Here is a 12,690-nt window from a genome sequence, read left to right as displayed (position 1 = left end):
CCCTTGATCCAACGCGCTCGCTGATGCCGTACCGGTCTCCACGTCGGCGGCGCGCGCTCTCTCGAGACCGGATCGACGCCATGCGCCGCCTCGCCGGCTTTCCAGTCCGGCCCCCCCGCTCGATCGATGCCGACCCGCGGGGCCCTCGACGCCGGGCAGACCTTCGCAGTGGAGCGGGCGTGCGCGGCCGGAGTTCGGCCCGTGCCTGATCCAGGACTGGACCGCCTCGCGCTCGGCATCACCCTGTTCCGGCCGAGCCGGGACCAGGTGGACCGGGTGCTGGCGCACGCCGCGTCGGGATCCACCCGGGTGATCGCCTTCGACGATGGCGGCCTGGCGGATGCGGACGCGGAGCGCCTGGCCCGGGCCGGCGTCGCCGTGCTGTCGGCGGGGCGCAATGTCGGTATCGCCGAGGCGCTCAACCGGATCGCCGCATCGGCCGGCGGGCGGCGGCGCCGAGGCCCTGCTGCTCGACCAGGATGCCGAGCCGCCGCTGGCTGGCCGCGGCGCTGCTCGCCGCTCCGCGACCGGCTCCGGAGGCCGCGGATTTCGGTCGCCGTCTGATGGTGGCCGGCCGCGCCGGCCGCCGGCCACAAGCGCCGTCCTACCCGGCCCGCCCGGCGCGCCAGCACCGCGGCGCTCTTCCTCAAGCCTGCGGCGCCCTCGCTCCGGTGCAGTTCCTGGCGACCTCCGGCTCGCTCATCGACCTCGACGCCCTCGCCCGGGTCGGGCCGTTCCGCGCCGACTTCTTCATCGACGGCGTCGAGCTGGAATGGTGCTTTCGCGCCTGGAGCCTGGGCTGGGGCTGCTACCTCGCCCGGGACGTCGCGATCCCCCACCGGGTCGGCGGCGGGGTGATCCGCGGCCTCGGGATCGCGATGCCGCGCCAGCCCCTGTTCCGGATGGCGACCTACCTGCGCAACGCGGTCTATGCCTGGCGCCTGCCGCACGTGCCCCTGCGCTGGAAGCTCGCGCAGGCCGCCTACCTGCCGCTCCAGGCCGGGCTGTATTGGGCGGATTCGGGCTGGCGGCCCGCCGTGCTGCTGCGGCTGCTCGGAGCCGCCCGCGACGGCGCCCTCGGGCGTCTCGGGCCCCCGCGGGATCGCGTATGACACAGCGCCCGATCCTCGACGTGGTGATCGTCAACTGGAACGGCGGCGCCCTGCTCGGCGCCTGCCTGGCGAGCCTTGCGGCCGTCCAGGAGGCCGCCGCCGTGCAGGTCATCGTGGTGGACAACGCCTCCCGGGACGGCTCGGTGGACGACCTGCCCGCCCTGCCCCGCCCGCTCCGGCTGATCCGCAACGCCGAGAATCGCGGCTTCGGCCGGGCCTGCGACCAGGGCGCCGCCGCCGGGGAGGCCCCCGCGATCCTGTTCCTCAACCCGGACACGCAGGTCGCCCCCGACGCGCTCCGGGTGGCCCTGGACGCCCTGTCGGCCGACCCGCGCACCGGGATCGTCGGCGCCCGGCTGGTCGATCCGGACGGCCGGACCGCGCGCTCCTGCGCCCGGGCGCCCACGGGTCTCGGCCTGCTCGGCCGCGCCCTCGCACTCGACCGGCTGGGACTCGTGCGGCCGCATTTTCTGGTCGAATGGGACCATGCCGACGACCGCGCCGTCGGGCAGGTGATGGGTGCGTTCCTGATGATCCGCCGGGACCTGTTCGCGGCGCTCGGCGGCTTCGACCCCCGCTTCTTCGTCTACTGGGAGGATGCCGACCTCTGCACCCGCGCCCGCGCCGCCGGCTTCGCGGTGCGGCACGTGGCCGGTGCGGTCGCCCACCATGTCGGCCAGGGCACGACCCGGCAGGTGCGGGCCCGCCGGCTGTTCTACGTCCTGCGCAGCCAGATCCTGTATGCGCACAAGCATCACGGCCGTGTCGCGGCCCTCGCCCTCACGCTGGCGAGTTTTGGCGCGCAGGTGCCGCTGCGGCTTCTCCTGGCTCTTGCCCGCCGCTCGCCGCAAGAGGCCGCGGAGGTGCTGCGCGCGGCCGGACTTTTGGCCGCCGCCCTGCCCGGCCTCGCGCCGCAGCTTCTTCGGGGTCGTTGATCAGCGGCCGATATGGGCCACCGAGGCGATCTCCACGAGGGCGTCGGGTTTCACCAGGCCGCACTGGATGCAGTAGCGCGCCGGCTTCTCGCCCGGGAAATACGCCGCGTAGACCGCGTTGATCGCCGCGTAATCGGCCCAGTCCTTGAGGAAGACGTGGTTGAAGGTCACGTCGTCCATCGTGCCGCCCGCGGCCTCGACCACGCCCTTGATCGTTTCCAGCACGTGCCGGGCCTGGGCGCCCGCGTCGCCGACATGGACGACGTTGGCGTCGGCATCGAGCGGCAGCGTGCCCGAGACGTACAGCACCCCGTCGGCCAGGGTGCCGGGCACGTAGGGGGCGAGCGGCTTGCCCGACCCCGGCGGGATGACGACCTGCTTCGGCATTGTTTCGGGACTTTCGCGGTGCGGGTTCGGGGATTGCGGGCGGTCTATTCGGCGGCGGCGCGTGTCTGCGCGCTCAGCGCCGTCTCGAACGAAGCCACGTCCGAGACCCATCCGAAGAAGGTCTCGATGTTGGCGAGCGCCCCCTCGTGCAGGCTCCGCGGGCCTGCCTGGTGGGTGGCGTCGGCGAGCACAATTCCAAAATACTCCCGGTGGTAGCCGTCCCGCAGGGTCGACTCGACGCAGACATTGGTGGCGATGCCGGTGAAGACCAGCGTGTTCACCCCCCGGGCCCGCAGCATGCTGTCGAGCGGCGTGTTGTAGAAGCCGCTGTAGCGCGGCTTGCCCAGCACGATGTCGCCGGGCTCCGGCTTCAGGGCATCGACCAGGGCGTAGTCCCACGAGCCCTTGGCCAGGAGCTGCGCGTTCATCTCGGGCCGCCGCCGCATGGTCTTGAGGGCGTTGGACTTGTGCCAGTTCGGCGAGCCCGGGCCGCCGGCCTCGACATAGTCCGGGTCCCAGCCGTTCTGGAACCACAGGATCCGGATGCCCGCCGCCCGGGCGGCGGCCACCGCCCGGACGATCCGGGCGATGACCGGGCCGGTGCCCGACACGTCGAAGCCCGCCAGATCGAGATAGCCGCCCGGGCTCGCGTAGGCGTTCTGCACGTCCACGACGATCAGCGCCGTCGCGGCCGGGTCGAAGGCGATCGGCTCGGGCCGGGCCGGCAGGATCACGCCGCCGTGGCGGCCCTGGGGATCGTGGAATCCGGCTTGCAAATCCATCACGCCACTTCTCTCGTCACGCCACGTCTCGGAGCGGTGCCGGCACCACGTGCCGGCGGGACCGCATCAGCGGCTGGATCCGGGTCCCGAAGGCGTCGAGGCCCTTCAGGAAGTCGTCGAACACCAGCAGCACGCCCTCGACGCCGTCGATCGTCATGATCGTGTCCAGCATCGCGGCCACCTGGGCGTAGCTGCCCACCAGGGTGCCCATGTTGAGGTTCACCGCGGAGGTCGGGTCGGCGAGCTGGCGGACGTTGGTGTCGCTGCCGGACTTGGTGTCGGCCGCGCCCTGGAGGCCGAGCCAGGCGATCGCCTCGGTATCGGCGCCGGCCTTGTAATGCGCCCAGGTCGCCATCGCGGCGGCGTCGGTCTCGTCGGCGATGATCATGAACAGCGCGTAGGCGGTCACGCGCCGCCCGGTCCTGGCGCTGGCCTCGGCCAGCCGCTCCACCACGGGGGCGAACGCGGTGGGCGTGTTGAGGCCTTTCCCCAAGCAGAAATTGTAGTCGGCGTAGCGGGCCGTGAAATCCAGGCCGGCCCCGCTCTGGCCGGCGCAGATGATCTTCATCGGCGCCTGCGGGCGGGGGCTCAGGCGGCAATCGTTCATCTGGAAATACGTGCCCTTGAGGTCGCTGGCACCCGTCTCCCACAGCTCGCGCAGAACCTGAGCATACTCTGCCAAGTAGTCGTATCGTTTCGCGAAATACGCCTCGCCGGGCCACAGGCCCATCTGGTCGTATTCCGGCTTCTGCCAGCCGGTGACGAGGTTCAGGCCGAAGCGGCCGTCCGAGATCGAATCGATCGTCGCGGCCATGCGGGCGGTGATCGCCGGCGGCATGCACAGGGTCGCCGCCGTGGCGAACAGCTTGATCCGGGTGGTGATCGCGGCCAGCCCCGCCATCAGGGTGAACGACTCGAGGTTGTGGTCCCAGAACTCGGTCTTGCCGCCGAAGCCGCGCAGCTTGATCATCGACAGGGCGAAATCCAGGCCGTGCGCCTCCGCCTTGAGGGTGACCTGCTTGTTGAGCGCGAAGCTCGGCCGGTATTGCGGGGCGTTCTCCGACAGCAGCCAGCCGTTGTTGCCGATCGGGATGAACACCCCGACGCTCATCGGGGCGACGTCCCCGGCCGGCACGGTGTCGGGAAGGGGCACGGGAACGGTCTCGGCGTCCACCTGGCTCTGCACCATCGCCCTCTCCTTCGCTCGGCCGAGCCCCGCAGGGCTTGAGTCGGTCGAGCGGACGCTCGCAAAACCTGGGCACAGAAGCAAACCCGTGCGCCGGGATGAGGCGGAAAATGCCTCTCTTTCCAGCGGCTTGCACAACCAGCGCGCGATATCTGCACATCTTGCGCGCGCGGTGCTTGCCGACCGCCGCGGCCCGTCTAGATGTTCTGTCGGCTCAGGGGTCTCGTGGGAGGCGCCCGATCGGAGTGACCGTCGATGCGCGCGTGGCTCGCCCTCCTGCTGCTCCCCCTCCTGGTGCTCCCCGGCGTCGCGGGGCCGGCGGCGGCCGATGACGGCGCCCGGACGGAGGCGCGGGCGGTGATCACCCGGCAGGTCGAGGCGCTCGGGCGCGACGACGCGCCGACCGCCTACGCCCAGGCGGCCCCGGCGATCCGGGAGATGTTCCCGAACGCCGACCTGTTCATCGGCATGGTGCGCAACCAGTACCGCCCGGTCTACCGCCACCGCAGCTTCGTGTTCGGCGAGGGCCGGGACACCGGGGAGGCGGGCGTGGTGCAGTCGGTGGCGATCCAGGACGAGTACGGCGTCGACTGGACCGCCGAGTACAGCCTCGCCCGGGACGCCGATGGGACGTGGCGCATCACCGGCTGCCGCCTGATCAAGGCGCCGGGCACAAGTGCCTGACGGGCTTCTGGCGGGCGCCCGGACCCGCGCCCGCGCGTCCGCCGACCTTTACGCGGCCAGCGCCACGGCCTTCCGGATCGTCCCGTCGAGCGCGACGTGGACCGTGTGGCGCACGCCGTCCTTTGCGCCCTGCAGCTCGAAATGCCTGGGCTTCCGCTCCGGCGCGCCGGCGACCGCGTAGCCCGCGGCCTCCGCGGCCCGGACCGCCAGGGCGGGATCGGCCACCGGATGGCCGTGACCCTCCGTCTTGGCGGCGCCCGTCTTGCGGGCGTCCTTCTTGGAGGCGTCCTTTTCGGGCCAGTCGATCGTGCGGGTCGAGCCGTCCGCAAGCGTAAGGCGGGTGACCTTGATCTCGGAGGGCTTGCGCGTGCCCCGCAGCGAGACCCGGTCGCCGGCCGCCAGGACGATCCCGGCGGCGCCCTTCGGGCCGAGATCCGCCAGGATCCGCCCCCCGGCCCCGTCGAGGGCGAAGCGGTGCCCGAACACCGCCCAGACGGTGCCGGCGGCGTCGAACGGTTCGGTCTGCGTATCGGTCATGGCGTTGATCCTGTTCCTGTTTCCGTGTCGGGGTGGGGCGGGGTGGTTCTTGCCCGCCCCCAGGTGAAGCCTACCGGGCGTCGCCGGGGCGCAGCGTCGCGAGTTTGTCGAGCAGCTGCAGGGTGATGTCGGCGCAGGCCTTCATCGATTCCTCGTCGGCGCATTTCACGTCGATCCGGGCATCGCCGCGCTCGACCTGGAAGTGCGCGCCCTTCGGCGGGGCGGGGCGGGCGGCCCGTCGGGCCAGGGCCGCGCTGCGGGCCGCCGGGCGGCGGGGGCGTCCGTCCGGCCGGACCGCGCCGGGGACCGCCTGGCGGCGGGGCGGCGAGCGCCCGCCTCCGGGCCCGCAGCGGGCCGCCGGGGCGGGTCTGCGCGATCGCGGCGGTGCCGAGCAGCAGCGCGGCGCCGCCTGCCAGGATGAGGGCGAACGACGAGGGGGCGAAGGATGAGGGGAGAATCATGTCGGCTCTCTGAGGAAGCACCCGCGGGCGGGGCCGCCCCGGCGGCGGCGGCCGGTCGAACCGGGGTGCCGCGGGGGTGATCCGGTTCCTAGGAGCGGCCGCGCAACCGGTCCTGAACCGGCCCGTTCAGGCCCGGTTAAACCGCGCCGGCCCGCCGCGACCGCCCGGACTTTCGACAGGTCCGCCCGCATCGTGTAGAGGGGGCGCCTTCCTCCCGGAGGCCCCTGTGCTCCACGTCTCGACCCGCGGCGAGGCCGCGCCGCTCTCGTTCTCGGATGCCCTCCTCGCTGGCCTCGCCCGCGACGGCGGCCTCTACGTGCCGCAGACCTGGCCGCAGATCGGCCGGGCGGAGATCGCCGGCTTCGCCGGCAAGCCCTACGCGGAGGCCGCCAAGCGCGTGCTGCGCCCGCTGATCGATGGCGAGATCGAAGACACCGATCTCGACCGGATGATCGACGAATCCTACGCCACCTTCCGGCACCCGGCGGTCTGCCCGCTGACCCAGCTCGACGACAACCTGTTCCTGCTGGAGCTCTTCCACGGGCCGACGCTGGCCTTCAAGGACGTGGCGATGCAGCTGCTCGGGCGGCTGATGGACCACGTGCTCACCAAGCGCGACACCCGCGCCACCATCGTGGGCGCGACCTCGGGGGATACCGGCTCGGCCGCCGTCGAGGCGTTCGGGGGCCTCGACCGGGTCGACATCTTCATCCTCTACCCGCACGGGCGCGTGTCGGAGGTCCAGCGGCGGCAGATGACCTCGGTGCCGGCCCAGAACGTCCACGCGCTCGCCGTGGACGGCACCTTCGACGATTGCCAGAACCTGGTCAAAGCCCTGTTCCAGCACGCGGATTTCGCCGATTCGGTGCGCCTGTCCGGGGTCAACTCGATCAACTGGGCCCGGGTCGCGGCGCAGGCGGTGTACTACTTCACCAGCGCGGTGGCGCTCGGCGCCCCCCACCGGCCGGTCTCCTTCGCGGTGCCGACCGGCAATTTCGGCGACGTGCTCGCCGGCTGGGTCGCCAAGCGGATGGGGCTGCCGATCGAGCGGCTGATGATCGGCACCAACGCCAACGACATCCTGGTGCGCACCCTGGAGCACGGCGCCTACGCGCTGCGCGGCGTCGTGCCCACGACCTCGCCCTCCATGGACATCCAGATCTCGTCCAACTTCGAGCGGCTGCTGTTCGAGGCGCTCGGCCGCGACGCCTCGGCGCTGTCGCGGCTGATGTCCGGGCTGAAGCAGTCCGGCGGCTTTTCCTTGAGCCCGGAGATCCTGGCCTCAATCCGCTCCGAGTTCGACGCCGTCGCGGTGCCGGAGCCCGACGTGATGGAAGAGATCGCCCTGACCCAGGCCGCCACCGGGATCGTGCTCGATCCCCATAGCGCCATCGGGGTGCGCGCCGGCCGCCGGCTCCTGGAGCGGGATCCCGCGACCCCCGTCGTCGCCCTGGCCACGGCGCACCCCGCGAAATTCCCCGACGCGGTCGCCAAGGCCACCGGCGGCCTGCGCCCGCCCCTGCCGCCGCACCTCGCCGACCTCATGGACCGGCCCGAGCGCATGACCCCGGTGGCCAACGATCAGGCCGCCGTGGAGCGGCTGATCCGCGCGCGCGCCCGCATCACGAAGGGTGCCTGAGCCCGCGATGAACCAGCATTTCTCCACGCACGCCGCCTCCCCGTCCCTGCGCACCACGCGGCTCGCCAACGGCGTCACGGTGGTGACCGAGCCGATGCCCGGGGTGGCGACCGCCAGCGTCGGCGTCTGGGTCGGGGCCGGCTCGCGCAACGAGCGCGCCGACGAGGCCGGGCTGTCGCACCTCATCGAGCACATGGCGTTCAAGGGGACGCGCACGCGCTCGGCCCAGAGGATCGCCGAGGAGATCGAGAATGTCGGCGGCGAGATCAACGCCGCCACCTCCACGGAGGGGACGAGCTACACCGCCCGGGTGCTCGGCGAGGATGCCGGCCTCGCCCTCGACGTGATCGGCGACATCCTCACCGATTCGGTGTTCGATGCCGGCGAGCTCGCCCGCGAGAAGGGCGTGATCCTGCAGGAATACGCCGCCGTCGAGGACACCCCGGACGACGTGGTCTACGACGCCTTCACGGAGGCCGCCTTCCCGGACCAGCCGGTCGGACGGCCGATCCTCGGGCGCCCCGAGACGATCCGGAGCTTCGACGAGGCCGGCATCCGCGCCTACCTCGCCCGGGAATACACGCCGGACCGGATCGTCGTGGCCGGGGCCGGCGCGGTCACCCACGAGGCGATCGTCGAGGCGGCCGAGCGCCATTTCGGCGCCCTGCCGGCACAGGCGGCGCCCGCGGCGTGCCGGGGCTCTACGGCGGCGGCGAGCGGCGGATGCCGCGCAAGCTCGAACAGGCCAACGTCGTGATCGGCTTGCCCGGCCTGTCGTTCCGGGACGACGGCTACTACGCGCTGCACATGTTCGCGCAGGTGCTCGGCGGCGGCCTGACCTCGCGGCTGTGGCAGGAGGTGCGCGAGACCCGCGGCCTCGCCTACGAGATCCAGGCCTTCCACTGGCCGTTCTCCGATTGCGGCCTGTTCGGCATCGGCGCCGGGACCGCGGGGGCGGACCTGCCCGAGCTCGTCGACGTGACGCTGGCGGCCACGGCCCGGGCCGCCCGGGACCTCGCCGAGCCCGAGATCGCCCGTGCCAAGGCGCAGCTGAAGGTGTCGCTGCTCTCGGCGCTGGAGACGCCGGGCGGCCGCATCGAGCGCAACGCCCGCCAGATCCTGGCCTGGGGCCGGGTGATCCCGGCCGGCGAGGTGATCGACAAGGTCGACGCCGTCACGGTGGCGGACGTGCGGGCCGCCGCGGCCGCGATGCTTGAGGGCGCCCCGACGCTCGCGGCGATCGGCCCGATCCGCAAGCTGCCCGCCCTCGACCGGATCGCCGCCGCGCTTCGGGGGGCTTGAGCCTCCGTTGGGGCGCCCGACCGCGCGCGCCAGCCACGGTGAGGGTTAAGACACTCCGAGCCGGACAGGCTCTGAGACGCCCTGTTCGGGCCCCGCAACGACGCCCCCTGCCCCGCCCAACTTGATTTGGCCGCAAAGGGGCGCGATCCGCGGAGTCCGGATCCGGACCGGGGCGGCTGCCCCGGGGCCGGGGCCTTCCTTTCGATCGCGGCCGCCCGGGTGGCCGATGCCGAAGCTCGCACGGCCGGAACTCAAGACACCCTTGCGCATCCTCGCCCTCCTCCTGACCCTGGTCGGCGGCCTCGTCGGTGCCCTCTCGCTGTGTGGGCCGGCTCAAGCCGTCGAGGCGGTGCGCGTCACCCTCGACGCGCCGGTGATCGACCTGACCACCGCGATCGAGCGCTACCGCTCGGACGGCGACCTGATCCAGATCTCCACGGCGCCCGGCAAGGACGGCATCGTCCGCCGCATCGTCGTGAAGGCGCGGGACGCCGGCGCCCGGCCGGACTGGATCGTGTTCGCCCTCACCAACGACACCGACGAGCAGATCGACCGCATCCTGGTGGCGCCGCATTTCCGGCTGGTGGATTCCGGGGTGATCTGGCCCGATCTCGGCGGCTCGCGGATCGCCGCCATCACGGCGAGCCAGGGCATCCGCCCGGAGCGCGACGAGAACCCCGAGGCCGACCAGTTCACGATCACGCTGGATCCCGGCACCACGGTCACCTACGTCGCCGAGCTGCGCGGCCCCAACGTGCCCCAGCTGCACCTGTGGGATCAGGACGCCTACCGCCGCAAGACCGCCGGGCTGACCCTGTACAAGGGCATCATCATCGGCATCAGCGGGTTGCTGGCGCTGTTCCTGACCATCGTGTTCGTGGTCAAGGGTGCGATCATCTTCCCGGCCGCCGCGGCCCTGGCCTGGTCGGTGCTGGCCTATGCGTGCATCGATTTCGGCTTCCTGCAGCGGGTGTTCCCCGTCACCGAATTGGCCGAGCGGGTCTACCGGGCCTCCGCCGAGGCGGTGCTCGGGGCGACGCTGCTGGTGTTCCTGTTCGCCTACCTGAACCTCGCCCGCTGGCACGTGCGCTACAGTCACGTGGCGTTCTTCTGGCTGGCCTTCCTGGCGGGCCTCGTCGGGCTGGCGGTGTTCGACCCGCCGGTGGCGGCGGGGGTGGCGCGCATCTCCATCGCCGCGGTGGCGGGGATCGGCCTGCTGCTGATCGTCTACCTCGCCGCCCATAACGGCTACGACCGGGCGATCCTGCTGGTGCCGACCTGGCTGCTGCTGGTGGTCTGGGTGACGGCGGCGGGCTTCGCGGTCACCGGCCAGATCGGCAGCGACCTGGTGCAGCCGGCGCTGATCGGCGGCCTGGTGCTGATCGTGATGCTGATCGGCTTCACGGTGCTGCAGCACGCCTTCGCGGGGGGCGGCCTCAGCCATGCCCTCGTGTCGGACACCGAGCGGCGGGCGCTGGCGCTCACCGGCGCGGGCGACGTGGTGTTCGACTGGGACGTGCCGGCCGACCGGGTCTTCGCCGGCCCCGAGATCGAGGCGCAGCTCGGCCTGCCCCGGGGCACCCTGGAGGGCCCGGCGACGAACTGGCTCGGCACGCTCCACCCGTTCGACGTGGAGCGCTACTCGGCGGCCCTCGACACGGTGATCGAGGAGCGGCGCGGGCGCATCGTCCACGATTTCCGCCTGCGCTCGGCCGCCGGCACCTATTTCTGGTACCGGCTGAAGGCGCGGCCGGTGATCGGCGCCGACGGCGAGGTGATCCGCGTGGTCGGCACCATCGCGGACGTCACCGAGATCAAGACCGCCGAGGAGCGCCTGCTCCACGACGCGGTGCACGACAGCCTGACCGGCCTGCCCAACCGCGAGCTGTTCGGCGACCGCCTGGACGCGGCTCTGGCCTTCGCCGGCCAGGACCAGCGGCTCAAGCCGACCGTGATCGTGCTGGATGTCGACCGGTTCAAGGGCATCAACGACGCGATCGGCCTGTCGGCGGGCGATTCGATCCTGCTGACCCTGTCCCGCCGGCTCGGCCGCCTGCTGCGGCCGCAGGACAGCCTGGCCCGGATCACCAGCGACGAATTCGCCGTGATCCTGCTGTCCGAGCGCGACCCCGACCGGATCCTGGCGTTTGCCGAGATGATCCGCCGGGCGATCGCCACGCCGATCACCTATGCCGACCGGGAGATCTTCCTCACCGTCTCGATCGGGCTCGCGCTCTACGAGGCGGGGGCGAACCTGAAGCGCGACGAGGTGTTCAAGAGCGCCGAGATCGCCATGATCCAGGCCAAGCGCAACGGCGGCGACCGCATCGAGGTGTTCCGCGCCCATATGCGCACCGACCGCTCCGACCGGCTGATGCTGGAGAGCGACCTGCGCAAGGCGATCGAGCGCAACGAGCTGCGGGTGCTGTTCCTGCCGGTGGTCCGCCTCGAGGACCGCACCGTGGCGGGGTTCGAGACCGTGCTGCGCTGGGACCACCCGAAGCTCGGCCGCATCCCGGCCTCGACCTTCATGCCGCTCGCCGAGGAGAGCGGCTTCGTCGTCAACCTCGGCATCTTCGCCCTGGAGCGCACCGCCCTGGAACTCGCCGCCTGGCAGCGTTCCCTCGAGGTCGAGCCGCCGATCTTCGCGGCCTGCAACCTGTCGTCGCGCCAGCTCCTGCGCCACGACCTCCTGCACGACGTAAAAACCGTGCTGGCCCGCTCCGGGGCGCTGCCCGGCTCGCTCAAGCTGGAATTCAGCGAGAGCCTGGTGATGGAGAACCCGGAATACGCCGCCCAGATGCTGGCCCGCATCCACGACCTCGGGGCCGGCCTGTGCCTGTCGGATTTCGGCACCGGCTACTCGGCCCTGTCCTACCTCCAGCGCTTCCCGTTCGACACGATCAAGGTCGACGCGACCTTCGTGCGCCAGATCGGCACCGGCCAGACCGCGATCCTGCGCTCGATCGTCCGGATGGCGAGCGAACTGAACCTCGCCATCGTGGCGGAGGGCTGCGAATCGGAGAGCGACGCGCAGGCGCTGGCCGGGCTCGGCTGCGAATACGCCCTCGGGCCGGCCTTCGGCGAGCCGATGACCATGCTGCAGGCCCGCCAGATCGTCGGAGCCGCCCCCGAGGCGGCCTGATCTTGGTTCTGGCCGACCGAATCAGGTATACTGCCGACCAGCGATGAAGGCGGTGGCAGGGGATGCGATGACGCCCGAACAGGTCAGGCTCGTCCAGGACAGCTTCGCGAAGGTGCGGCCGATCGCCGGGACGGCGGCCGACCTGTTCTACGGGCGCCTGTTCGAGATCGCCCCGGAGGTCCGCCCGCTCTTCCCCGACGACATGGCCGAGCAGAAGAAGAAGCTGATGGCCATGCTGGGCCTGGCGGTGGCCCATCTCGGCCACCCGGAGACCGTGGCCCCGGCGATCCGGGATCTCGGGCGCAAGCACGTGGCCTACGGCACCCAGGCCGCCCACTACGCCCCGGTCGGCGCCGCGCTGCTGTGGACCCTGGAGCAGGGCCTCGGCCCGGACTTCACCCCGGAGGTCCGCGCGGCCTGGACCGAGACCTACACGCTGGTGGCCGGGTTGATGACGGGAGCGGCGGCGGAGGCCGCCTGAACCCCTTCGGAAGTCGACGATCGGTTTAAGAACGCCTAA

11 protein-coding genes and 1 pseudogene are annotated in these 12,690 nt (G+C 72.0%); 8 read left to right on the top strand and 4 right to left on the bottom strand.

Going from position 1 to position 12,690, the window contains the following annotated elements; all coding sequences use genetic code 11:
- Nucleotides 1-201: 201 nt before the first annotated feature.
- The 3 genes from FVA80_RS31095 to FVA80_RS07615 are packed head-to-tail and all read left to right on the top strand — an operon-like array spanning nt 202 to nt 2,047.
- On the top strand, nt 202-564 hold the full coding sequence (locus tag FVA80_RS31095) for a hypothetical protein (protein ID WP_246692308.1): 363 nt from the start codon (nt 202-204) through the stop codon (nt 562-564).
- Nucleotides 480-1,112 carry a glycosyltransferase family 2 protein gene (locus tag FVA80_RS31090; RefSeq protein WP_246692307.1) on the top strand — a complete coding sequence of 211 codons (633 nt, stop codon included), beginning with the start codon at nt 480-482 and terminating at the stop codon, nt 1,110-1,112. The genes FVA80_RS31095 and FVA80_RS31090 overlap by 85 nt, the downstream gene beginning before the upstream one ends.
- On the top strand, nt 1,109-2,047 hold the full coding sequence (locus FVA80_RS07615) for a glycosyltransferase family 2 protein (protein WP_147957803.1): 939 nt from the start codon (nt 1,109-1,111) through the stop codon (nt 2,045-2,047). Before FVA80_RS31090 ends, FVA80_RS07615 begins: the two co-directional genes overlap by 4 nt.
- Here the strand turns inward: FVA80_RS07615 and rutC are convergent, their stop codons facing one another.
- Genes rutC through rutA form a run of 3 tightly spaced genes read right to left on the bottom strand, consistent with a single transcriptional unit; the run spans nt 2,048 to nt 4,327 of the window.
- Nucleotides 2,048-2,434: a pyrimidine utilization protein C gene (gene rutC, locus FVA80_RS07610; protein WP_147910883.1), complete on the bottom strand. Its 387-nt coding sequence runs from the start codon at nt 2,432-2,434 to the stop codon at nt 2,048-2,050. It lies immediately after the preceding gene.
- 44 nt (nt 2,435-2,478) lie between these two features.
- Nucleotides 2,479-3,216, bottom strand: coding sequence for a pyrimidine utilization protein B (gene rutB, locus FVA80_RS07605; protein WP_147910886.1), 738 nt, complete (start codon nt 3,214-3,216; stop codon nt 2,479-2,481).
- A 16-nt stretch (nt 3,217-3,232) separates the two neighbouring features.
- Nucleotides 3,233-4,327 (bottom strand): pyrimidine utilization protein A, encoded by a 1,095-nt coding sequence (gene rutA / locus FVA80_RS07600; RefSeq protein ID WP_147910885.1) that lies wholly within the window; start codon nt 4,325-4,327, stop codon nt 3,233-3,235.
- A 330-nt stretch (nt 4,328-4,657) separates the two neighbouring features.
- On the opposite strand from rutA, the gene FVA80_RS07595 reads away from it, so the two are divergent.
- Entirely contained in the window at nt 4,658-5,086 is a 429-nt protein-coding gene (locus FVA80_RS07595) for a DUF4864 domain-containing protein (protein WP_147910882.1), read from the top strand.
- Nucleotides 5,087-5,134: 48 nt separating this feature from the next.
- Here the strand turns inward: FVA80_RS07595 and FVA80_RS07590 are convergent, their stop codons facing one another.
- A complete protein-coding gene (locus FVA80_RS07590) occupies nt 5,135-5,623 on the bottom strand; it encodes a hypothetical protein (protein ID WP_147910881.1) in 489 nt (162 codons plus the stop codon).
- Nucleotides 5,624-6,310: 687 nt separating this feature from the next.
- On the opposite strand from FVA80_RS07590, the gene thrC reads away from it, so the two are divergent.
- The 4 genes and pseudogenes from thrC to FVA80_RS07570 all read left to right on the top strand — a co-directional run bounded on the left by thrC (nt 6,311) and on the right by FVA80_RS07570 (nt 12,651).
- Nucleotides 6,311-7,723, top strand: a complete 1,413-nt coding sequence (thrC, locus tag FVA80_RS07585; RefSeq protein ID WP_147910309.1) for a threonine synthase — start codon at nt 6,311-6,313, stop codon at nt 7,721-7,723.
- Between the two features lie 7 nt (nt 7,724-7,730).
- Nucleotides 7,731-9,025, top strand: a pseudogene (locus tag FVA80_RS07580) (pitrilysin family protein).
- A 226-nt stretch (nt 9,026-9,251) separates the two neighbouring features.
- Nucleotides 9,252-12,170, top strand: coding sequence for a sensor domain-containing phosphodiesterase (locus tag FVA80_RS07575; RefSeq protein WP_147910311.1), 2,919 nt, complete (start codon nt 9,252-9,254; stop codon nt 12,168-12,170).
- A gap of 67 nt (nt 12,171-12,237) precedes the next feature.
- Entirely contained in the window at nt 12,238-12,651 is a 414-nt protein-coding gene (locus FVA80_RS07570) for a globin family protein (RefSeq protein WP_147910312.1), read from the top strand.
- The last annotated feature ends 39 nt before the right edge of the window (nt 12,652-12,690 follow it).

The sequence above is a fragment of the Methylobacterium sp. WL1 genome, from assembly GCF_008000895.1.
In the GTDB taxonomy this organism is placed as follows: domain Bacteria; phylum Pseudomonadota; class Alphaproteobacteria; order Rhizobiales; family Beijerinckiaceae; genus Methylobacterium.
The sequence above is the reverse complement of the archived record's forward strand: the minus strand, read 5'-3'. Positions and strand labels throughout refer to the sequence as shown.

Bases quoted from the DNA above. Each gene is read 5' to 3' on its own strand.
- FVA80_RS31090 (WP_246692307.1), top strand. From the start codon at position 480: ATGCCGAGCCGCCGCTGGCTGGCCGCGGCGCTGCTCGCCGCTCCGCGA.
- FVA80_RS07615 (WP_147957803.1), top strand. From the start codon at position 1,109: ATGACACAGCGCCCGATCCTCGACGTGGTGATCGTCAACTGGAACGGC.
- rutC (WP_147910883.1), bottom strand. From the start codon at position 2,434: ATGCCGAAGCAGGTCGTCATCCCGCCGGGGTCGGGCAAGCCGCTCGCC.
- rutB (WP_147910886.1), bottom strand. From the start codon at position 3,216: ATGGATTTGCAAGCCGGATTCCACGATCCCCAGGGCCGCCACGGCGGC.
- rutA (WP_147910885.1), bottom strand. From the start codon at position 4,327: ATGAGCGTCGGGGTGTTCATCCCGATCGGCAACAACGGCTGGCTGCTG.
- FVA80_RS07595 (WP_147910882.1), top strand. From the start codon at position 4,658: ATGCGCGCGTGGCTCGCCCTCCTGCTGCTCCCCCTCCTGGTGCTCCCC.
- FVA80_RS07590 (WP_147910881.1), bottom strand. From the start codon at position 5,623: ATGACCGATACGCAGACCGAACCGTTCGACGCCGCCGGCACCGTCTGG.
- FVA80_RS07575 (WP_147910311.1), top strand. From the start codon at position 9,252: ATGCCGAAGCTCGCACGGCCGGAACTCAAGACACCCTTGCGCATCCTC.
- FVA80_RS07570 (WP_147910312.1), top strand. From the start codon at position 12,238: ATGACGCCCGAACAGGTCAGGCTCGTCCAGGACAGCTTCGCGAAGGTG.